Here is a 19,340-nt window from a genome sequence, read left to right on the forward strand (position 1 = left end):
CCGCACACCGGGGGCCACCCCCTCGAGCAGGTCGATCGGCGGGGCCTGCCCGCCACCGGCGCCGGTGTTCGCGGGCACGCCGAAGGCCGCCACGCGCGCCTCTTCCAGCAGCTGCACCACGGCGATGTTGTTCACATGGCCGTAGGCGTCCATGTCCGCCCAGCGCAGCGGGATGCGGACCTCGACGGAGCGCGAGGCGGTCATCGGGCGGCCTCCTCGTCCGCGGACCGACCGTCGCGCTGCGCCGCGGCGTCGAGGGTCGCCGGCGCCTCGTCGTCGCCGAGGATGTCCTCGCGCCAGGCCTCGGGCTGCACGTCCACGAACTCGACGGGCAGGATGCCCAGGTCCTCGAGCTGATTGGACAGCGTGGCCCCGTCCGGGCCGTAGCACCACGGGATGCCCGGGGTGGAACGGCGGGTGTCCTCCGCCCGACCGCCCGCGAGCAGCGCCTGCGAGGGGGTCAGCTGCCGGATGACGATCGCCTTGACCCGGTCGGGGTGGCGCTGCGCGAACTCGGCGTAGATCTCGGGGTCGTGCTGGCCGTCGTCGCCCACCAGGATCCACTGGATGTCCGGGAACTGCTCGGCGAGGCGCTCGAGCTGGACCCTCTTGTGCTCCTGGCCGGAACGGAACCAGCGGTCCTTCGTGGGCCCCCAGCTGGTCAGCAGCAGGGCGCCGAGCGGGTAGAGGTTGCGGCCCAGGAAGCGGGTGAGGGTCTGCGCCACGTTCCACGCGCCCGTGGACAGGTACAGCACGGGGGCCTTCGGCTCGAGCTCGGCGATCCGGCGCAGCAGCACGGCGATCCCCGGGGTGGGCGTGCGGGCGTGCTCGTCGATCACGAACGAGTTCCAGGCCGCCAGCAGGGGGCGGGGCAGCGAGGTGACCACCACCGTGTCGTCGATGTCCGAGACCAGGCCGACCCGCGCACCCGGCTCGCAGATGTACAGGTCCATGACGGCGCGCTCCTCCTGGCCGCCGACATGGAGGGTGGCGGTCTGCCAGCCGGGCTCCAGCTCGACGTCCAGCACGACGTCGACGACGCCCATCCGGTCCGTGCGCACCGTGGTGCGCAGGTTCCCCACCTGCACCTCCACCTCGGCGTAGGCCATGGGCGGGGCCACGAAGTTGCGCCAGCCGCGCACGCCGTCCGCCACCACCTTCGACAGCCGACGGCCGTTCATGAACTCCTCGTCGGAGGCGATCACCACGCGGGAGAGGAGCCGCACCCAGCTGGTGCTGCCGTAGCCCGTGAACGCCATGACCGTCGGCACGTGGCCGGCACGCAGCGCACGGGAGCGGTGCCAGCGGTTCCACCCCTCCTGCAGGTGGGTGGCGACGTTCTCCACGGGGGTGGGGTCACCGAGAGGGGCCAGGCGGCCGCGCCGGGGCGCGGGCGTGGGGGCGTCGGAGGCTGCGGGCATGCGCCCAGTATTCCGCACCGTGCGCTCTCAGCGGGTCTCGGGGACCAGCGCGGTCAGGCGGTCCAGCATGCGGCCGACCTTGCCGTTCTCGATCGCGGCGGCCACGTGCCCGTCCGCGAACCGCTCGCCGCGCACCAGGTAGGTGAACAGCGTGCCGAGGTCGGCCAGGGACGCCTCGGCGATGCCGGCCTCGCTCACCCGGTCCACGTTCCGCAGGTAGTCGACGTCGATGCCGGCCAGCTCCTGCGCGGCCACGAGGCCGGGGAACACGCGGTCGTCGTAGTCCGGGTAGACGCCGCCGAGGGTGCCGGGCGCGGGGGCGCCGTAGGAGGCGATGGGCCGGGCCTCGGTGCCGTAGCCGGCGGCGAGCAGCTCGCGCAGCGCACGCACGGCGGCCACGCGCTGGGGCGTGGGGGTCTGCGGGCCGGTGAGGGTGGCGTCGTCGTCGGGGGTCGGGAGGGGGTGCTCGGTCATGGCGGCTCCTCTGCTCGGGGGGGGTCGGCCCCATTGTCTCGCGTGCGGTCTGGAGTGTCCGGGCCCCCGCCTAGGCTCGGGGCATGAGCCCCGCCCTGCCTCGCCCCGCCGAGCTGCGCGCGATCGCCCTCGACGCCGCCCGCGCGGTCGCCGACGACCTCGCCGCCGCCTTCCGCTCCCCCACCGCCATCGGGCCCGAGGCCAAGACCACGCACCACGACCTGGTCACGGTCCACGACCGGCGCACCGAGGCCCGGCTCGTCGCCGCGCTCACGACGGCGGTCCCCGGCTCCGGCGTGCTCGGCGAGGAGCTCGGGGCGCAGGCCGGCACCGGTGAGGCCGCCCGACTGACCTGGATCGTCGACCCCATCGACGGCACCTCCAACTTCGCGCACGGCTTCGCGATGTTCTCGGTGTCCCTGGCCGCCGAGGTCGACGGCGAGGTGGTGGCCGGCGTCGTGCTGGACCCCGTGGGCCGGCTGGCGTTCTCCGCCGACGCGGACGGCGCCTACCTCACCCGCGGCGACGGGCCGGAGCGCCCGCTGGCCGAGGTCGGCCGGCCGGCGCCGGCCGGCGGCGAGCGCGCCCAGAACCTCGTGACCTCCTATCCGGCGGGCGAGGCGCTCGCGCGCGAGGGCGAGGACGCGCTGCGCCGCTTCGGGCGGCTCGTGACCGCCCACGCGACCGTGCGCCGCACCGTCTCCGGCGCCCTCGAGCTCGCCCACACGGCGGCGGGCTGGGCCGACGCCGCGCTGTACGTGGACACCAAGCCCTGGGACGTCGCGGCGGGGCAGCTGATCCTGCGCCGCGCCGGGGGCAGGTGGCTCACGCCGGACCCGGCCGCGCCGTCGTCGGGCCGGCTCGTCGACGACGGCCCGCGCGCCCACACGTGCCCGTTCGCGCTCGCCGTCGCCCCGGGCCGCGAGGCGCCGACGACGGCGGCGGTGCTGGGTGACATCGTCGCCTCGCGGGCGACCGACCATGTATAGAGTGGATGTGAGCCCGATCTCAGCGCCGCGCCCGACGGCGCCCGTCCCGGCATGCCAGGAGGCCCCGATGACCCAGCAGCACCATGACACCGACGACGCCCCGTCGATGCAGCGCCCCGATCCGGTCGCGGAGCCCGGGGACCACCTGATGTTCGAGCACCCGGACGGCGAGGCCGTCCTGGTGCTGGACGAGGACCAGGTCTGGCGACTGCTGGGCCGCGTGGGCCACGCGCGCCTCGGGCTGGCCGTGGACGGGCGGCCGGACATCGTGCCGGTGAACGTGCGGGCCCACGACGGCGCCATCTACTTCCGCACCGCGCCCGGCTCGAAGCTCGCCGAGCTCACGGTGAACCCGCGCGTCGTGGTGCAGGCCGACGGGATCCTGGCCGACCAGGCCTGGTCCGTGCTCGTGCACGGCACCGCGCGCCGCCTGGACACGGAGGCGGAGATCGCGGAGGCCGAGTCCCTCGGCATCGAACCGTGGGTGCCGACGCTCAAGGACTTCTACGTCCGCGTGGACGTCCAGCGCGTGTCCGGCCGCCACTTCGTGTTCGGCCCGCACCCCGAGCGCAACGAGTCCCAGACCGACTGAGCCGCCGGCAGGACGCGTGGGCTGAGCCGGACGGCTCAGCCCACGTCCGCCGGGCTCAGGGCTGCGCCGGGGGCTGTCCGCCCTCGCCGCCCGCCGGGGGCTGGCCACCGCCGGGCCCGCCCATCCCGCCCTGCTCCTGCTCAGTGGTGGTGTCGATCGGGACGTCGATGGTGATGGCGAAGCCCTTCTCCACGGAGCCCGTGATCTGCGGCAGCTGCGTCTCGTAGCCGTCCGAGAAGACGTTGTCCGTCTCGAGGCTGACGTCGGCGAAGTTCTCCGTGGACCCGTCGTAGGCCGAGGTGGCGTAGACCTGCGCGGACTGCTCCTCGGGCATGGCGATCTGGGAGGTGAGGACGTTGTTCGTCGCGTCCGTGATGGACGCCTTGTCCGGGAACACCTCGAAGTGCAGGTGGGGCCACCGGCCGTCGTAGCAGCCGGGCCACACCGTGGTGAAGGTGACCGTGCCGTCGTCGCCCACCACCTGGACGCCGCGCAGGTAGGTCTCCTCCGTGATGCCGTCCGAGTACATCGAGTAGCGGCCCTGCGCGTCGGCGTGCCAGAGGTACACGGCGGCGCCGGTCATGGCGGCGTCGCCGTTGGCCATGTCGATCACGTTCATCGTCACCCTCAGCGGGACGCCCTCGGCGGCGGTGCCCGTGTCGATGCTCGTGGTCAGGTCGGAACGTTCGATGCCGGACGCGTCGAGCACGTCCGGGCCGTTGGAGCCGCCGCCCGGGTACGGGCGTGCGTTCTCGGTGACCATCTCGGTCAGGGTGGCGGACGGCGAGGCGCTCGCCGCCGACGAGGAGGAGGCCGCGGGTGACGAGGAGCCGGCGCTCGCCGACGTCGAGCCGGAGGAGGACGAGGCGCCCTCCTGGACACCGCACGCGGCGAGGACGAGGGCTCCCGCCCCCGCGCCGAAGATGCCCAGCGCGTTGCGGCGGGAGACGAGCGTGCCGACGTCGAAGGCGGCGCCCTGGTCCTCGACGTCCTCGGCCGGGCGGTGGAAGGCCCGGCCCTCGAAGGTGGGCGTGACGGCGGGGGCCTCGCCTCCCTCGGAGACCTGGGGGAAGGGACGGCGGGAGCGGATCGAGAGCCAGGGGCCATGGAGTTCCTCTCGTGGGGCGCCCGCCGGGTGGCGGACCGCGTCGAGAGGCCAGCATGGCAACGGATGCCGGACGTTTTCGTGAGATCGGCGGGATGGTTCCAGGACATCTCCTGGGCGGTTTCTGACACGGGCGGGACCGCCGGCGCCTCGGTCGACGTCTCAACTACCTGCCGGTCCAGCTCCGTTGCTGAAACATGCACCTGGAAAGGTGGCGCACACTCTCAGGGTCGAGTCAGCGATTCCGGCGCCGGGCCGCGTCAGACCTCCGGGGCCTCCCCCAGGTGGCTCGGCGCCCACATCGCCAGGCGGGTCTGCACCACGACGACGTTCGGCCCGTCCGCCTGGAACGCGCGCTCGAGCGCGCCGCGCACGTCCTCCACTCCCACCGTCTCGGCGGGCACGCCGAAGGAGGCGGCGAGGGCCTGGAAGTCCGGCCGGTCGAGCTCGGTGGCCGTGGCCTTGCCGAACGCGCCCTCCATGTACTCGCGCAGGATGCCGTACCCGCCGTCGTCGATGATCAGCCACGTCACCGCCGCACCGTGCTGCCGGGCGGCCGCGAGCTCGGCGAGGGAGTACATCGCCGAGCCGTCGCCGGCGACGGCGAGCACGCGCCCGTCGATCCCGGTGCGGCCCTGGTGTGCCAGGCCCACCGCGCCGCCGAACGCGGCCGGGAACCCGTAGCCGAGCCCCCCGGCGCCCTGCGCCGAGTGGAACTCGCCGTCCTGCGCGTCCCAGCAGTTCCACGCCCAGTAGGCGGCGATGGTCATGTCCCAGTACGTCTGCATGGTCGACGGGACGGCGGCGCGGATGTCCGCCAGGAGCCGGCGCTCCACGCCGAGGTCCTGGGCGTCGAGCCGGGCGGTGATGCGCGCGTTGACGTCGGCGACCACCTCGGCCGGGGTGCGGCCGTGCCAGACGGCGGCGTCCTGCGCCACCGAGCCCGACTCGCGCAGCGCCGCGGCGAGGGCGTCGAGCGCCTGGCCGGCGTCGGCGCGCACACCCAGCGTGGGGTGGTTGGTCTCCAGCACGCGCGGCTCCGCGTCCACCTGGATGAGGCGGCCGCGCGGCTCGAGCGTGAAGTAGTTCGAGGTGACCTCGCCGAGCGAGGAGCCCACCACGAGCAGCACCTCCGCGTCCTCGAGCAGGTCCGTGACGAGGCGGTCCTCCACCCAGCCGCCGAGGCTGAGCGGGTGCTCCCACGGGAAGGCGGTGTTGCCGCCCGGCGAGCAGACCACGGGCGCCTGGAGCAGCTCCGCGACCTCCTGCAGGCTCTCCATCGCGGCCCGGCCGGAGCGGCGCACACCGCCGCCGGCCACGATCGCCACCCGCCCGGCCCCGCGCAGCCAGCGCACGGACTCGGCCACGAGCTCGGCGCGCGGCGGATGGTCGTAGGGCACGGCCAGGGCGTCCTCGACCGGGGGCACCATCACCTCGCCGAGCAGCACGTCCTGCGGGATCTCGACCCACACCGGCCCCTGCGGCACGGTGACGGCCTCGGCCCACGCGTCCTGGATCGCGGACGGGATGCCCGAGGCGTGGTGCACCGTGAACTGGGCCTTGGTGACGTTGCGGGCCGAGGCCTTCTGGTCGTCCAGCTGGTGCAGCATGCCCTTGCGCCGGGCGCCGAGCCCGGACAACGGGATCTGCGAGGCGATCACCAGCATCGGCACGCCCGTGGCGTAGGCCTCCTGCAGGCCGGCCAGCGAGGTGAGCGCGCCGGGGCCGGTGGAGAGGAACAGCACCCCGACCTCGCCGGTGGCCCGGGCGTACCCGTCGGCGGCGAAGGCGGCGTTGTTCTCCACGCGGTTCGAGACGAACTCCAGCGGGGAGCGGGACAGGGCGTCGAAGAGGCCCAGGGCGTGCTGGCCCGGGATGCCGAAGACCGTCCGCGCGCCCAGGGCGTGGAGCGTCTCCACGGCCAGGTCGCCGCCGTTGCGCCGCGGGGCCGCCGTCGTCGTCTGCTCGTCGGTCATCGGCCCGGCTCCTCACCGGCGGCCGCGCGGGTGGCGCGGCGGTCGGCCATCAGGGAGATGAGGTCATAGGCCACATGGGAGGCGGCGACGCCGGTCAGCTCGGCGTGGTCGTAGGCCGGGGCCACCTCCACCAGGTCTGCGCCCACGATGTCGAGCCCGCGCAGCCCACGCAGGATCTCGAGCAGCTCGCGGCTCGTGATGCCGCCGGCCTCGGGGGTGCCGGTGCCCGGCGCGTGCGCGGGGTCGAGGACGTCGATGTCCACCGAGATGTAGAGCGGCCGACCCCCGATGCGCTGGCGCAGCTGGTCCACGATCTCGTCCACGCCCTGACGGAACACGTCCGAGGAGGTGACGATGCCGAAGCCCATGCGGTGGTCGTCGTCGAGGTCCTTCTTGCCGTAGAGCGGACCGCGCGTGCCCACATGCGAGATGGCCTCGGTGTCCAGGATCCCCTCCTCCACGGCGCGGCGGAACGGCGTGCCGTGGGTGTACTCGGCCCCGAAGTAGGTGTCCCACGTGTCCAGGTGGGCGTCGAAGTGCAGCAGGGCCACGGGCTCACCCGCACGGGCGGAGGCGGCGCGCAGCAGCGGCAGCGCGATGGTGTGGTCGCCGCCGATGGTCATGAGCGAGGAGCCGTCCTCGGTGAGGTCCATCGCGTCCTGCTGGATCGCCTCGATGGCCTCGCCGATGTCGAACGGGTTCACCGCCATGTCCCCGGCGTCCACCACCTGGGCCTGCGCGAAGGGCGAGGTGTCCGTGGCGGGGTTGTACGGGCGCAGCAGCCGCGAGGACTGCCGCACGTGGCCGGACCCGAAGCGTGCACCGGGGCGGTAGGAGACGCCGGCGTCGAACGGCACGCCGACCACCTTGATCTCCGGGGCGATGCCGGCCGCGGCCGCCTCGTCCAGGCGCGGCAGCAGCGCATAGGTGGGGGCGCCTCCGTAGCGGGGCACGAGGGCGGAGTTTACGGGGCCGAGGCGGCCGTTGTCCTCGACGCGGGGGATCTCGAGCATCTGGATGTCCTCTCTGGGCGGTTCGGTTCGGTTTGGTCGGTCTGGTCTGCCCGGCGCGGGCGTGCCGCACGGTTCACGCGTGGCCCACGAGGGTCCACAGCACGACGGCGGGGCGGTCGTCCGGATTGGCCCACGAGTGAGGCTCGCGGCCGGGGAAGGTGACGGTGTCCCCCTCCTCCAACAGGTGCACGGCCTCGGTGGTCCGCAGCTCGAGGCGGCCGGTGACCACGTGCACCGCCTCCACGCGACAGTCCACGGTGTACAGCTCCGTCTCCCCGCGGCCGTGCGGCGCGATGTCAGCGCGCAGGATCTGCAGGTCGCGACTGCCGCGCGGGGTGATCAGGCGCTCGCGGATGCCCTCGCCGCCGAGGCTGACCGCGGGGGCGTCGGCGAGGCGCACGACCGTCACCTCGGGCGCGTCCAGGACGTCGCCCGGGCTCGCGCCGAGCACCTGGCACAGGGTCACGAGCGTGCTCACGGACGGGCTCGTCAGGTCCCGCTCGAGGCGGGAGAGGAAGCCCTTGCTGACGCCGGCCGCCTCGGCCAGCTGGGCCACGGTGAGCCGCCGCGCCTCGCGCAGCGCGCGCAGCCGACGGCCGATCAGCGCCTGGCCCGGCGCGGTCTCGAGCGGGAGGGCCTTCATCGCGCTCCTCCCGACGTCGGCCAGGCGACATCGCCGACGTCACCCTGGACGACATGTTGTCTGATAAGCAACATGTGTTTACCGTAGACCCGGATCGTGTGATCGGCAACACGCCGATCACTCCTGTCCCGCCCGCGGCGCACCGCATCCCGGCGCCTCGGATCCCTTCGCTCCAAGGACCGCCCGTGACCCTCAACCTGACCATCGTCGCCGTCTACCTGGTCGGCATGCTCGCCTTCGGCTGGTGGGGCAAGACCCGCGCCGCCAGCTCGGAGGACTACCTCGTGGCGGGCCGCCGCCTCGGGCCGGTGCTGTTCACCGGCACCATGGCCGCCGTCGTGCTCGGCGGCGCCGCCACCGTGGGCGGCGTCGGCCTGGGCTACGAGTTCGGGCTGTCCGGCGCGTGGCTCGTGGCCGCCATCGGCGTCGGCGTGCTCATCCTGTCGGTGGCGTTCGCCCCGATCCTGGCCCGTCTGAAGATCTACACCGTCTCGCAGATGCTCCGCCTGCGGTACGGCCGTGGCGGGGCCTCCCACGCCTCCTCCTTCGTGATGCTCGCCTACACGCTCATGCTTGCCGCCACCTCCACGGGCGCCTACGCGTCGATCTTCGTGGTGCTCTTCGGCTGGGACCGCTGGCTGTCCGTCCTGGTGGGCGGCGGCATCGTGCTGGCCTACTCCGTGCTCGGCGGCATGTGGTCCATCACCCTTGCGGACATGGCCCAGTTCCTCATCATGACCATCGGCCTGTTCGCCCTCATGCTCCCCCTCTCCCTGGCCAACGCCGGCGGCTGGAGCGCCATGCAGGAGCGCCTGGGCGCCGAGTTCTTCAGCTGGGACGGGATCGGCGTGCAGTCGATCGTCACCTACTTCGTGATCTACACCCTCGGCCTGCTGATCGGCCAGGACGTCTGGCAGCGCGTGTTCACGGCCCGCTCCCCGCGCGTGGCCCAGATCGGCGGCGCCACCGCGGGGCTGTACTGCATCGTGTACGGCGTCGCCGGCGCCGTGATCGGCATGGCGGCGCGCACGGTGACCGCGGACATCGCCGCCACGGACGACGTGTTCGCGTGGGTCGCCCAGAACCTGCTGCCCGTGGGCGTGGGCGGCGTGGCCCTGGCGGCCGCCGTCGCGGCCATGATGTCCACCGCCTCGGGCGCGATCATCGCGGCCTCGACCGTGATGCGCACCGACATCCTCCCGATCCTCCGCGGCGAGGCCACCGCCGCCGAGGACGGCGCCGTCGCCGAGGACGCGGCCACGGAGACCGCGGCGGAGCTCGCCTCGAACCGCGGCTGGGTGCTGCTGCTCGGCGCCGTCGTGCTGGGGCTGGCGATCGTCGTCCCGGACGTGGTGGCGGCCCTGACCATCGCGTACGACATCCTCGTGGGCGGCCTGTTCGTCGCGATCGTCGGCGGCCTCGTGTGGAAGCGCGGCACCGGCACGGCGGCCCTGTGGTCCATGGTGGTCGGGACGGTGGGCACCCTCGGCACCATGGGCTGGCTCGAGCTGAACGCGGCCGAGCCCTTCGAGGGCGTCTTCGCGAACGAGCCGATCTACGTCGGCCTGGCCGCCTCCGCCGTCGTGTACGTCCTCCTCAGCCTGATGACCCGGCCCACCGACCCCGCGGTCCTCGAGGCCTGGCGGGTGCGCTCCCGCCACGGCGTCGACCCCGCGGTCCGAGCGCAGGTCTGACCCACGCTCCCGGGGCCTGTGATCCTCCGACGCCCGCACGATGGCCGAGGCCACGTGGTGCGGCGGGCGGCGGCGGGCGACCCTTCCCGCGGGCTCCCCCCGGCCCCTAGTGTCTCCGTACAGCCTGAGACCGGGACTCCCCCTCGGGTTCGCCCCGTCTCTCGCCCCACCTGGGGCCTCGCTGGAGACAGAAAGGCAACAGTTCTCATGACCACCAAGAACCGCGCCGTGGCATTCCACGGCATCAAGGACGTGCGCGTCGACGAGCTGGACTTCCCCAAGCTGGAGATGCCCGACGGCTCCGCCGCGCCGCACGGTGTCATCCTCAAGATCGTCGCGACCAACATCTGCGGCAGCGACCTGCACATCTACCGCGGGTCCTTCCCCGCCCCCGAGGGCATGGTGCTGGGTCACGAGATGACCGGCCAGGTGCTGGAGGTCGGCAGCGACGTCCAGTTCCTGCAGGAGGGCGACCTCGTCTCCGTGCCGTTCAACGTGGCCTGCGGCCGTTGCCGCAACTGCCGCGCCGGCCGGACCGAGATCTGCGAGACCGCCAACCCGGACCAGGCCTGCGCCGCCTACGGCTTCAATCTGGGCGGCTTCCAGGGCGGGCAGGCCGAGTACCTGTTCGTGCCGTACGCCGACTTCCAGCTGCTGCGCTTCCCGGACCAGGAGCAGGCGATGGAGAAGATCCTGGATCTGACCGTGCTCTCGGACATCCTCCCGACGGCGTTCCACGGCCTCGTGGAGGCCGGCGCCAAGCCCGGCTCCACCGTCTACATCGCCGGTGCCGGCCCCGTGGGCCGGTGCGCCGCGGCCGCCGCTCGGCTGCTGGGCGCCTCGTGCATCATCGTGGGCGACCAGGACGCCTCGCGACTGGAGCTGGTGCGCAAGCACGGCTGCGAGACCATCGACCTCTCCACCACGGAGAACCTGCAGGACGCCGTGAGCGACATCCTCGGCGAGCCGATGGTGGACTGCGCGGTGGACTGCGTCGGCTCCGAGGCCCACGGCCTGGGCTCCGCGTCCGATGAGATGCAGCCGATCGCCGCCGTGAACCAGGTCCTGGACATCACCCGTCCGGGCGGCGCCACGGGCATCATCGGCATCTACGGGCCGGACCCGATCGCGGAGACGAAGGCCGAGCAGGAGGGCACCTTCCCGGTGGACTTCGGCAAGGCCTGGATCAAGTCGCCCCACATCATCGGCGGCCAGGCGCCCGTCATGCGCTACAACCGCCAGCTGATGATGTCGATCCTGTGGGATCGGATGCCGTACCTGACGGAGATGGTCAACCCGCGCGTGATCAGCCTGGACGAGGCACCGCAGGCCTATGCGGAGTTCGACCAGGGCTCCCTGGAGAAGTTCGTCATCGACCCCCACGGCATGATCGCCCGCTGAGCGGTCCGCCTCCGGATGCACGACGGCGCCCCTCACCCGCCCCGCGCAGGTGAGGGGCGCCGTCGTCGTCCGCGGATCATGCCGCGTGCAGCAGCGTGGCGGTGATCCCGAGGGCCGCCAAGCCCACCACCAGCGCGACCATGCAGGCCACCGACGCCAGGGCCGGCCGGGCCTGCTCCCGCGCGATTCCGTCCGCGTGCGCCACGTAGCGCCGGCGCTGCGTGGCCAGCACCGCCGCCCCGCCGACGGCCGCCACCACCGCAGGCCCGAACGCCCACGCGCCGACGGTCGGCCACCACCTCAGGAACGTGAGGCTGAGGACGCCCAGCGCCAGGACCGTGCGGCCCCAGCTCATCACGGTGCGCTCGGGCTGCAGCCCCGGGTCGTGATGCAGGCGCATCGTCTCAGCCCCGCGGAAGGACGACGGCGGCCAGCAGCACCACGACGGCCAGCACGACGCCCCCCGCGAGGACCGGGACGATCAGCGGCAGCGGCAGCGGACGGCCGCGGCGCATCGCCCGCTCCACCCGGAGCCAGCGCGCGCCCGCGCCCAGGGCGAGCAGCGCCGCCAGGACGAGCAGCACCGTGCTCAGCACCACCCGGACCGGCGGCGCGAAGAGGGCGCCGGTGAACGCCTCCACCGCGACCCCGCCGGCCAGCAGCGCCAGCGCCGTCCGGACCCAGGCCAGGAACGTGCGCTCGTTGGCGAGCGTGAACCGGGGGTCCGGCTCCTCCCCGCCCGCCAGGAGGCGGTGCTGCCAGGCCGGCCGGCCGCCGTCGTGGGCGGCGGTCTCGGGGCCGTCGGGGGTCTCTGCTGCGTCCATGCGGCCATGGTAGCGACGGCGTAGACTGGCCGGTCGGGCGCGCCCGGCCGCGACGGCGCCGCCCGTCCCCGCCCGCCCATCCGATGGAGCCCCATGAGCCCCGCCCACACCGCCACGCCCGCGGCACGTCCCGAGCCGACCCGCGAACAGGTCCGACGCTGGCGCCGCTACCTCGCCGACGAGATCGCCGAGGGCCAGATCTACCGCGACATCGCCGCTCGCAAGGACGGCGTGGAGCGCGACATCCTGCTCGGCCTCGCCGAGGCCGAGCGCCGCCACGAACAGCACTGGCGGGCCCTCCTGGGCGAGCACGCCGAGAACCCGCCGCGCCCCTCCCTGCACCGCATCCTGCTGCGCTGGCTCGCGCGGATCTTCGGCTCCGTGTTCGTGCTGGCCCTGGCCCAGCGCGCCGAGTCGGACACTCCCTACGCGGAGGACCAGGACGCCCCCGAGGGCATGGTGGCGGACGAGGCCATCCACGAGGAGGTCGTGCGCGGCCTCGCCGCCCGGGGTCGCGAGCAGCTGGCCGGCAACTTCCGCGCCGCCGTCTTCGGCATGAACGACGGGCTGGTCTCCAACCTGGCGCTCGTGATGGGCATCGGCGCGACGGGCGTGGCGCCGTCCGTCGTGCTGTTCACCGGCGTGGCCGGCCTGCTGGCGGGCGCGCTGTCCATGGCGGCCGGCGAGTACGTCTCGGTGCGGTCCCAGCGGGAGCTGCTCGAGGCCTCCTCCCCCACCCAGATCACCCTCGAGGCGGCCCAGCACCTGGACCTGGACCACAACGAGCTCACGCTCGTCTACCTGGCCCGCGGCATGACGCCCGAGGACGCCGAGCACCGCGCGCTCGAGCGCCTCGGCTATCTCACGTGCGACTGCAACCCGCAGTTCTCCGCCCGTCCCGACGGCTCCCAGGGGCCGGTGGACCACTCGGACTCCTTCGCGGAGATCGGCTCGGCGTGGAGCGCCTCCCTGTCCAGCTTCGCGTTCTTCGCCTCCGGCGCACTCATCCCGATCCTGCCGTACATCTTCGGCATGTCCGGGCTGTGGGCCCTGGGCCTGGCGGCGGCGATGGTGGGCGTGGCCCTGCTCTTCACCGGCGGTGTGGTCGGGCTGCTGTCCGGCTCCTCACCGCTGGCTCGGGGCCTGCGCCAGCTCGCGATCGGCTTCGGCGCCGCTGCCGTGACGTACGTGCTCGGCCTGCTCTTCGGCGCGAACGTGGGCTGACGGGCGCCCACCGCCTGCTCCGCCCCGCACAGCACACGGCCCCTGCCCCTCAGGACGAGGGACAGGGGCCGTGGTGCATCCGCCTGCCGGTGCGGAGCGCCGGCATCGGCGCCCCCCACCGCGGGATCAGGCCTGGGCCTGCAGGATCTCCCGCATGAGCTGGGCGGTCTCGGACGGGGTCTTGCCGACCTTCACGCCCGCGGCCTCGAGGGCCTCCTTCTTGGCCTGCGCGGTGCCGGCGGAGCCGGAGACGATGGCGCCGGCGTGGCCCATGGTCTTGCCCTCCGGGGCGGTGAAGCCGGCCACGTAGCCGACGACCGGCTTGGTGACGTTGGCCTTGATGAACTCGGCCGCACGCTCCTCGGCGTCGCCGCCGATCTCGCCGATCATCACGATGGCCTGGGTGTCCGGGTCGGCCTCGAACGCCTCGAGGGCGTCGATGTGGGTGGTGCCGATGATCGGGTCGCCGCCGATGCCGATGGCGGTGGAGAAGCCGAAGTCACGCAGCTCGTACATCATCTGGTAGGTCAGCGTGCCGGACTTGGACACGAGGCCGATGGGGCCGGAGCCGGTGATGGTGGCCGGGGTGATGCCCGCCAGGGCCTCGCCCGGGGTGATGACGCCGGGGCAGTTCGGGCCGATGATGCGGGTCTTCGGCTTGCCGTCCTCGCCGGTCTTGGACTGGGACAGGGCGAAGAACTCGGCGGTGTCCTGCACCGGGATGCCCTCGGTGATGACCACGAGCAGCGGGATCTCGGCCTCGATGGCCTCGATGGCGGCGTCCTTGGCGAAGGCCGGCGGCACGAAGGCCACGGACACGTCCGCACCGGTCTTCTCCATGGCCTCCTTGACGGTGCCGAAGACGGGCAGCTCGACGGCGTTGCCGTCCTTGTCCTCGTGGGACACGGTGGTGCCGGCCTTGCGGGCGTTCACGCCGCCCACGATGTTCGTGCCGGCCTTGAGCATGAGGCGGGTGTGCTTGGTGCCCTCACCGCCGGTGATGCCCTGGACGATGACCTTGGAGTCCTTGTTCAGGTAGATCGACATAGCTGTTTCCTCAGTCTTTCCGAACGGTCAGTTCGCGGAGTGGGCGAGCTCGGCGGCCTTGTCGGCGCCCTCGTCCATGGTGGCGGCCAGGGTGACGAGCGGGTGGTTCGCCTCCTGCAGGATGCGGCGGCCCTCCTCCACGGCGTTGCCGTCCAGGCGCACGACCAGCGGCTTGGTGGCGGTGTCACCCAGGATCTCGAGGGCCTTGACGATGCCGTTCGCGACCTGGTCGCACGCGGTGATGCCGCCGAAGACGTTCACGAACACGGACTTGACCTGCTCGTCGCCCAGGATGACGTCGAGGCCGTTGGCCATGACCTCGGCGTTGGCGCCGCCGCCGATGTCCAGGAAGTTGGCCGGCTTCACGCCGCCGTGCTGCTCGCCGGCGTACGCGACGACGTCGAGGGTGGACATCACGAGGCCGGCGCCGTTGCCGATCACGCCGACCTGGCCGTCCAGTTTCACGTAGTTGAGGCCGTTGGCCTTGGCCTTGGCCTCCAGCGGGTCCTCGGTGCGCTCGTCGACGAGGGCGGCGTGGTCCTCGTGGCGGAACGCCGCGTTGTCGTCGAGGGAGACCTTGCCGTCCAGGGCGAGGATCGTGCCGTCGCCGGTCTTCACCAGCGGGTTCACCTCGACGAGGGTGGCGTCCTCCTTCTCGAAGACCTCCCAGAGCTTCTGGATGACCTCGGCGACGTCGGCGCGCAGCTCCTCGGGGAAGCCCGCCTCGGTGACGATCTTCTGGGCGGTCTCGGCGTCGATGCCGGTCAGCGGGGAGACGGGCACCTTGGCGAGGGCCTCGGGGCGCTCCTCGGCGAGCTGCTCGATCTCCATGCCGCCCTCGACCGAGCACATGGCCAGGTAGGTGCGGTTGGCGCGGTCCAGCAGCACGGAGAAGTAGTACTCCTCGGCGATGTCGGCGCCCTGGGCGATCATGACCTGGTGCACGGTGTGGCCCTTGATGTCCATCCCCAGGATGGCCTTGGCGTGCTCGTAGGCCTCGTCGGCCGTCTTGGCGACCTTCACGCCGCCGGCCTTGCCGCGGCCGCCGACCTTCACCTGCGCCTTGACGACGGTGACGCCGCCGATCTTCTCCGCGGCCGCCTTGGCCTCGTCCGGGGTCTGCGCAACGATGCCGGCCAGCACGGGGACGCCGTGCGCCTCGAACAGATCGCGCGCCTGGTACTCATACAGGTCCACGGTGGTGTGTCCTTCTTGGTCGAAGACAGGGTCTGCCGGCCTCACCCGCGGGCGCGGCCGACGTCGACGCCCCCTCCGTGGCCGGGCCGGGCGCGGGGGCACGGCGGGGCGGCGGACGGCGGCGTTCCACGGCTCACTGTAGTCCACGCCCCGGGGCGACCGGGGGGTCGGCGGGCCGGTCCCGTCAGCCCTCGACCTTCGTCAGCGGGGCGTAGCGCAGCAGCAGCCGCTTCTGCGCCCCGGTGGCGTCGAAGGTGACGGTCGCGACGGTCTTGTCCCCCGCGCCCGCGACGGCGTCCACGCGCCCCTCGCCGAACGTGGCGTGGGAGACGCGGTCGCCCGGGCTGAGCGCCACGATCTCCTTCTGCGGCTGCACCCGGCTCGGCGCCTTCCCGCGCACCACGCCGGAGGGCACCGTGAGGTCCGCCGGCTCGTCCCCGCGGGTGAGGCGCTGGGGTCGCGCGCCGTCGTCGTCCCGGGACCGCCAGGCCGGCCGGCCGCCCCCGAACCGCCCCGCGTAGCGCGAGGTGCCGGCGCCGGTCAGGCTCAACGAGCCGGCCGAGCGGGTGGTGCCCTCCCGCTCCCAGTCGATGAGCGTCTCCGGGATCTCCCCGAGGAACTGGCTGGGCGGGTTGAACTGGTGCTGGCCCCACAGCGAGCGTGCCTCGGCGCGCGTCAGGAACAGGCGACGGCGGGCGCGCGTCAGGCCCACGTAGGCCAGACGGCGCTCCTCCGCGAGCTCCTTCTCGTCCGTCATCGAGCGGGCGTGCGGGAACACCCCGTGCTCCATGCCCGTCAGGAACACCACGGGGAACTCGAGGCCCTTGGCGGTGTGCAGCGTCATGAGCGTGACCTGGCCCTGCTGCTCGGCGAGCGCCTCGCCCTCCACGTCCGGGGCCGTGGGCAGCTGGTCTGCGTCCGCCACGAGCGCCACCTGCTCGAGGAAGTCGGACAGGGTGCCGTCCGGGTGCGTCGTCTCGAAGGAGCGGACGACGGCGACGAGCTCGCCGAGGTTGTCCGCGCGGGACTCGTCCTGCAGGTCCTCGGACTCGCGGAGGGCGGCCAGCATCCCGGACTGCTCGAGGACGGCCTCCAGGACGGTGGCCGGGCCGGCGGACTCGGCGACCTGGCCGAGGTCGTCCATCATCTGCACGAAGCCGCGGACGGCCTTGAGCGAGCGGGCGGCCATGCCGGGGGCGTTCTCGGCGTCGCGCAGGGCCGCGGAGAACGTGGAGCGGTTGCGCTCGGCCCACGCGGCGATGGCGCCCTCGGCCCGGTCCCCGATGCCCCGTTTGGGCTCGTTGAGGATGCGGCGCACGTTGACGTCGTCGTCGGGGTTGACGATCACCCGCAGGTAGGCGAGCGCGTCCTTGATCTCCTTGCGGTCGTAGAAGCGCGTGCCGCCGATGACCCGGTACGGGATGCCGCGCGTCACCAGCCGCTCCTCGAGCGCGCGGGACTGCGCGTTGGTCCGGTAGAACACGGCGACGTCGGCCGGGCGGATCCCGTCCTCGTCCTGCAGCCGGTCGATGGTGGTGGCGATCCACTCCGCTTCGGCGGACTCGTTCTCCGCGGCGTAGCCGACGATCGCCGGGCCCTCCCCCTCGGCCGTCCACAGGCGCTTGGGGCGGCGGTCCGGGTTGCGCTCGATCACCGCGTTGGCGGCGTCCAGGATGGTCTGCGTGGAGCGGTAGTTCTGCTCGAGCTTGATGGTGACGGCGTCCGTGAAGTCCTGCTCGAACTCGACGATGTTGCGGATGTCCGCGCCGCGGAACGCGTAGATGGACTGGTCCGAGTCGCCGACGACGGTCAGCTCGCCGCCGGGGGTCTCCACGCCCTCGGGGTCGCCCGCCGGGCCGGCGAGGAGCCGGATCAGGCGGTACTGTGCGTGGTTGGTGTCCTGGTACTCGTCCACGAGGACGTGGCGGAACCGGCGGCGGTAGTTGTCCAGCACGCGCGGGAACGCCTCGAACATGTGGACCGTCATGCCGATCAGGTCGTCGAAGTCCAGGGCGTTGGCCTGGCGCAGGCGGGCCGTGTAGTCCCGGTAGACGGCGGCGACGGCGCGGCCCCACGGGTCCCCCTCGGCCACGGTGGCGGCGTAGTCGTCCGCCTCCACGAGCTCGTTCTTCAGGGAGCTGATGCGGTTCAGCAGGGCCTTGGGCGCGAAGCGCTTCGGGTCCAGCTCGTGCTGCTTGGCGACGGTGGTGACCAGGCGCAGGCTGTCCGCCGAGTCGTAGATGGTGAACGTGGACTTCAGCCCGATGTTGGCGGCCTCGTTGCGCAGCAGCCGCACGGCGGAGGAATGGAACGTGGAGATCCACATCCGCTGGGCGGTGGGACCGATCAGCCCGGCCACGCGCTCGCGCATCTCCGCGGCGGCCTTGTTCGTGAAGGTGATGGCGAGGATCTCGTGCGGCCGCGCCCGGCCGGTGGCGAGCAGCCACGCGATGCGGTGGGTCAGCACCCGGGTCTTGCCCGAGCCGGCGCCCGCCACGATCAGCAGCGGCGCCCCCGTGTGGGTCACCGCGGCGGCCTGCTGCGGGTTGAGCCCCGCCACGAGCGACTCGGGAGTGTGCGCCGGAGCGGCCGGGCGGGCGTCCTCGCCCCAGGCCTCGGGGTCCGCGGCCGCGCGCGTGACGGCCGGGGGCACGAGCCCGGGCAGGGCGGTCTCCGGGTCCGCGGGGCGGCGGGTCCGGTCGAGGTTCAGGGGCGTGCGTCCGAGCGCGGAGAAGAGGTCAGCCATGGCGGACCCAGTCTAGGCGCGGCCCCGGACGCGACAGCGGGGCCGCCGTCGACATCCCCGCCCCACCCCGCCCGTCCGCACTTTCGAACGTGATGTGGGGCCTATCTCGCGTTCGAAAGTTCCCATGACCCCGATTTCACGTTCGAAAGTGAGCTGGGCTGGGCGGGGCTGGGCGGGACCGGACCGGCTCGGCCGGTCTGGGAGGATGGACCGCGGAGGTGCCCCGTGTCCCAGAAGTCTCGCAAGTCCCGTCCGCGCCCGTCGCGGCCCGCCGCGCGCCCGGTCGCCGAGTCCCCGCGCTCCCGTCCCACGCTGCGGGACGTCAACGTCCGTGAGGACCTCGCCGCGGCCGCTGAGCGCGAGGGCAGCCCGGCGATCCCGGTGAGCGCGCTGATCGTGACCACCCTGCTCGTGGGCGCGTACCTCCATCTGCTGGTGCTGCAGCAGATGACCCAGCTCAGCGGCGGCCTGGCGATGCCGGACTCCCTGCTGTTCTACGGGCAGGACCACATCCGCGCGCTCTCCGCGGTCATGGACGAGGACGCCCGCGGCCAGCTGAACTGGGTGCACAAGACGGCCGGCGTGATCTTCCCGATCGCCGTGGCACTGACGGTCACCGCGGTCGGCGCATGGCGCCTGCGTCCCGTCGGCGCCAAGTGGGCCGTCTTCGGGCTGGGCGTGCTGTTCGCGGTCGTGGACATCTGCGAGAACATCGCGATCGAGCAGGCGATCGCCGCCGGCGGCCCGGGCACCGGCCTGGCCGCCGCCCTGACGCTGACCCGCTGGGTCCTGCTGGCGCTGCTCGCGCTGGCGGTGGCCGTGATGCTGTGGGCCGGGCGGCGCCGTCGTGGTCGCGCCACGCGGGCGGCCTGAAGGGCTCGGCTAGACTCGCTCACCGGACCGACGCACGGTCCGCGCCCCAGTAGCTCAGTTGGATAGAGCGACCCTCTCCTAAAGGGTAGGCCGTCGGTTCGATTCCGGCCTGGGGCACCTG

Annotated in this window: 18 protein-coding genes and 1 tRNA gene; 7 read left to right on the forward strand and 12 right to left on the reverse strand. The window is 73.1% G+C overall.

All coding sequences use genetic code 11. The features are described from left to right. The 3 genes from SJ20_RS03855 to SJ20_RS03865 form a co-directional block, all read right to left on the reverse strand. Positions 1–204 (reverse strand): thioesterase family protein (locus SJ20_RS03855; protein WP_044659012.1); only part of this gene is annotated, 204 nt, incomplete at its 3' end. Further along, positions 201–1,421 carry an App1 family protein gene (locus tag SJ20_RS03860; protein ID WP_044659013.1) on the reverse strand — a complete coding sequence of 407 codons (1,221 nt, stop codon included), beginning with the start codon at positions 1,419–1,421 and terminating at the stop codon, positions 201–203. The genes SJ20_RS03855 and SJ20_RS03860, both read right to left, overlap by 4 nt. 27 nt (positions 1,422–1,448) lie before the next feature. Then, a complete protein-coding gene (locus tag SJ20_RS03865) occupies positions 1,449–1,895 on the reverse strand; it encodes a DUF6508 domain-containing protein (RefSeq protein WP_044659014.1) in 447 nt (148 codons plus the stop codon). A gap of 83 nt (positions 1,896–1,978) precedes the next feature. Between SJ20_RS03865 and SJ20_RS03870 the strand changes: the two genes are divergently transcribed. Next, on the forward strand, positions 1,979–2,884 hold the full coding sequence (locus tag SJ20_RS03870) for an inositol monophosphatase (RefSeq protein ID WP_044659015.1): 906 nt from the start codon (positions 1,979–1,981) through the stop codon (positions 2,882–2,884). Positions 2,885–2,951: 67 nt separating this feature from the next. Beyond that, the gene (locus tag SJ20_RS03875) at positions 2,952–3,476 is read left to right on the forward strand and encodes a pyridoxamine 5'-phosphate oxidase family protein (RefSeq protein WP_020621599.1); all 525 of its coding nucleotides are present in this window, start codon (positions 2,952–2,954) and stop codon (positions 3,474–3,476) included. Between the two features lie 55 nt (positions 3,477–3,531). Here the strand turns inward: SJ20_RS03875 and SJ20_RS03880 are convergent, their stop codons facing one another. The 4 genes from SJ20_RS03880 to SJ20_RS03895 all read right to left on the reverse strand — a co-directional run bounded on the left by SJ20_RS03880 (position 3,532) and on the right by SJ20_RS03895 (position 8,213). Beyond that, the gene (locus SJ20_RS03880) at positions 3,532–4,566 is read right to left on the reverse strand and encodes a 3,4-dioxygenase subunit beta (protein ID WP_044659026.1); all 1,035 of its coding nucleotides are present in this window, start codon (positions 4,564–4,566) and stop codon (positions 3,532–3,534) included. 275 nt (positions 4,567–4,841) lie between these two features. After that, positions 4,842–6,557: a thiamine pyrophosphate-binding protein gene (locus tag SJ20_RS03885; RefSeq protein WP_044659016.1), complete on the reverse strand. Its 1,716-nt coding sequence runs from the start codon at positions 6,555–6,557 to the stop codon at positions 4,842–4,844. Continuing rightward, positions 6,554–7,570, reverse strand: a complete 1,017-nt coding sequence (speB, locus tag SJ20_RS03890) for an agmatinase (protein ID WP_044659017.1) — start codon at positions 7,568–7,570, stop codon at positions 6,554–6,556. Before speB ends, SJ20_RS03885 begins: the two co-directional genes overlap by 4 nt. A 73-nt stretch (positions 7,571–7,643) precedes the next feature. Further along, positions 7,644–8,213 (reverse strand): XRE family transcriptional regulator, encoded by a 570-nt coding sequence (locus SJ20_RS03895; RefSeq protein ID WP_044659018.1) that lies wholly within the window; start codon positions 8,211–8,213, stop codon positions 7,644–7,646. A gap of 185 nt (positions 8,214–8,398) precedes the next feature. Here SJ20_RS03895 and SJ20_RS03900 point away from each other — a divergent pair, with 185 nt between their 5' ends. Beyond that, a complete protein-coding gene (locus SJ20_RS03900) occupies positions 8,399–9,907 on the forward strand; it encodes a sodium:solute symporter (protein WP_044659019.1) in 1,509 nt (502 codons plus the stop codon). A 207-nt stretch (positions 9,908–10,114) separates the two neighbouring features. Next, positions 10,115–11,308: an alcohol dehydrogenase catalytic domain-containing protein gene (locus tag SJ20_RS03905; RefSeq protein ID WP_041103050.1), complete on the forward strand. Its 1,194-nt coding sequence runs from the start codon at positions 10,115–10,117 to the stop codon at positions 11,306–11,308. A gap of 76 nt (positions 11,309–11,384) precedes the next feature. Here SJ20_RS03905 and SJ20_RS03910 read toward each other — a convergent pair whose 3' ends face one another. Together SJ20_RS03910 and SJ20_RS03915 are read right to left on the reverse strand one after the other, a co-directional pair. Next, a complete protein-coding gene (locus SJ20_RS03910; RefSeq protein ID WP_041103052.1) occupies positions 11,385–11,708 on the reverse strand; it encodes a DUF202 domain-containing protein in 324 nt (107 codons plus the stop codon). A 4-nt stretch (positions 11,709–11,712) separates the two neighbouring features. Further along, on the reverse strand, positions 11,713–12,132 hold the full coding sequence (locus SJ20_RS03915; RefSeq protein WP_041103054.1) for a YidH family protein: 420 nt from the start codon (positions 12,130–12,132) through the stop codon (positions 11,713–11,715). A 93-nt stretch (positions 12,133–12,225) separates the two neighbouring features. Between SJ20_RS03915 and SJ20_RS03920 the strand changes: the two genes are divergently transcribed. Continuing rightward, positions 12,226–13,356, forward strand: a complete 1,131-nt coding sequence (locus SJ20_RS03920; RefSeq protein WP_041103056.1) for a VIT1/CCC1 transporter family protein — start codon at positions 12,226–12,228, stop codon at positions 13,354–13,356. 126 nt (positions 13,357–13,482) lie between these two features. Here SJ20_RS03920 and sucD read toward each other — a convergent pair whose 3' ends face one another. The 3 genes from sucD to pcrA all read right to left on the reverse strand — a co-directional run bounded on the left by sucD (position 13,483) and on the right by pcrA (position 18,346). Continuing rightward, on the reverse strand, positions 13,483–14,403 hold the full coding sequence (gene sucD, locus SJ20_RS03925; RefSeq protein ID WP_044659020.1) for a succinate--CoA ligase subunit alpha: 921 nt from the start codon (positions 14,401–14,403) through the stop codon (positions 13,483–13,485). Positions 14,404–14,430: 27 nt separating this feature from the next. Further along, positions 14,431–15,600, reverse strand: a complete 1,170-nt coding sequence (gene sucC, locus SJ20_RS03930; protein WP_044659021.1) for an ADP-forming succinate--CoA ligase subunit beta — start codon at positions 15,598–15,600, stop codon at positions 14,431–14,433. Between the two features lie 184 nt (positions 15,601–15,784). Continuing rightward, a complete protein-coding gene (pcrA, locus tag SJ20_RS03935; protein ID WP_044659022.1) occupies positions 15,785–18,346 on the reverse strand; it encodes a DNA helicase PcrA in 2,562 nt (853 codons plus the stop codon). Between the two features lie 225 nt (positions 18,347–18,571). On the opposite strand from pcrA, the gene SJ20_RS03940 reads away from it, so the two are divergent. Both SJ20_RS03940 and SJ20_RS03945 read left to right on the forward strand, forming a co-directional pair. Beyond that, entirely contained in the window at positions 18,572–19,219 is a 648-nt protein-coding gene (locus SJ20_RS03940) for a hypothetical protein (RefSeq protein ID WP_044659023.1), read from the forward strand. Between the two features lie 43 nt (positions 19,220–19,262). Next, positions 19,263–19,336: transfer RNA gene (locus tag SJ20_RS03945), tRNA-Arg, on the forward strand. Positions 19,337–19,340: the final 4 nt, after the last annotated feature.

Origin of the sequence: Micrococcus sp. MS-ASIII-49, from assembly GCF_000946635.1 — a bacterium.
GTDB classification, from domain to species: Bacteria; Actinomycetota; Actinomycetes; order Actinomycetales; family Micrococcaceae; genus Micrococcus; species Micrococcus luteus.

What these genes read in the sequence shown, in the direction of transcription:
- SJ20_RS03910 (WP_041103052.1), bottom strand. Translation starts at nt 11,708, where the DNA reads ATGCGCCTGCATCACGACCCGGGGCTGCAGCCCGAGCGCACCGTGATG.
- SJ20_RS03875 (WP_020621599.1), top strand. Translation starts at nt 2,952, where the DNA reads ATGACCCAGCAGCACCATGACACCGACGACGCCCCGTCGATGCAGCGC.
- SJ20_RS03895 (WP_044659018.1), bottom strand. Translation starts at nt 8,213, where the DNA reads ATGAAGGCCCTCCCGCTCGAGACCGCGCCGGGCCAGGCGCTGATCGGC.
- sucD (WP_044659020.1), bottom strand. Translation starts at nt 14,403, where the DNA reads ATGTCGATCTACCTGAACAAGGACTCCAAGGTCATCGTCCAGGGCATC.
- SJ20_RS03885 (WP_044659016.1), bottom strand. Translation starts at nt 6,557, where the DNA reads ATGACCGACGAGCAGACGACGACGGCGGCCCCGCGGCGCAACGGCGGC.
- SJ20_RS03920 (WP_041103056.1), top strand. Translation starts at nt 12,226, where the DNA reads ATGAGCCCCGCCCACACCGCCACGCCCGCGGCACGTCCCGAGCCGACC.
- SJ20_RS03905 (WP_041103050.1), top strand. Translation starts at nt 10,115, where the DNA reads ATGACCACCAAGAACCGCGCCGTGGCATTCCACGGCATCAAGGACGTG.
- SJ20_RS03870 (WP_044659015.1), top strand. Translation starts at nt 1,979, where the DNA reads ATGAGCCCCGCCCTGCCTCGCCCCGCCGAGCTGCGCGCGATCGCCCTC.
- SJ20_RS03865 (WP_044659014.1), bottom strand. Translation starts at nt 1,895, where the DNA reads ATGACCGAGCACCCCCTCCCGACCCCCGACGACGACGCCACCCTCACC.
- SJ20_RS03860 (WP_044659013.1), bottom strand. Translation starts at nt 1,421, where the DNA reads ATGCCCGCAGCCTCCGACGCCCCCACGCCCGCGCCCCGGCGCGGCCGC.
- SJ20_RS03915 (WP_041103054.1), bottom strand. Translation starts at nt 12,132, where the DNA reads ATGGACGCAGCAGAGACCCCCGACGGCCCCGAGACCGCCGCCCACGAC.
- speB (WP_044659017.1), bottom strand. Translation starts at nt 7,570, where the DNA reads ATGCTCGAGATCCCCCGCGTCGAGGACAACGGCCGCCTCGGCCCCGTA.
- pcrA (WP_044659022.1), bottom strand. Translation starts at nt 18,346, where the DNA reads ATGGCTGACCTCTTCTCCGCGCTCGGACGCACGCCCCTGAACCTCGAC.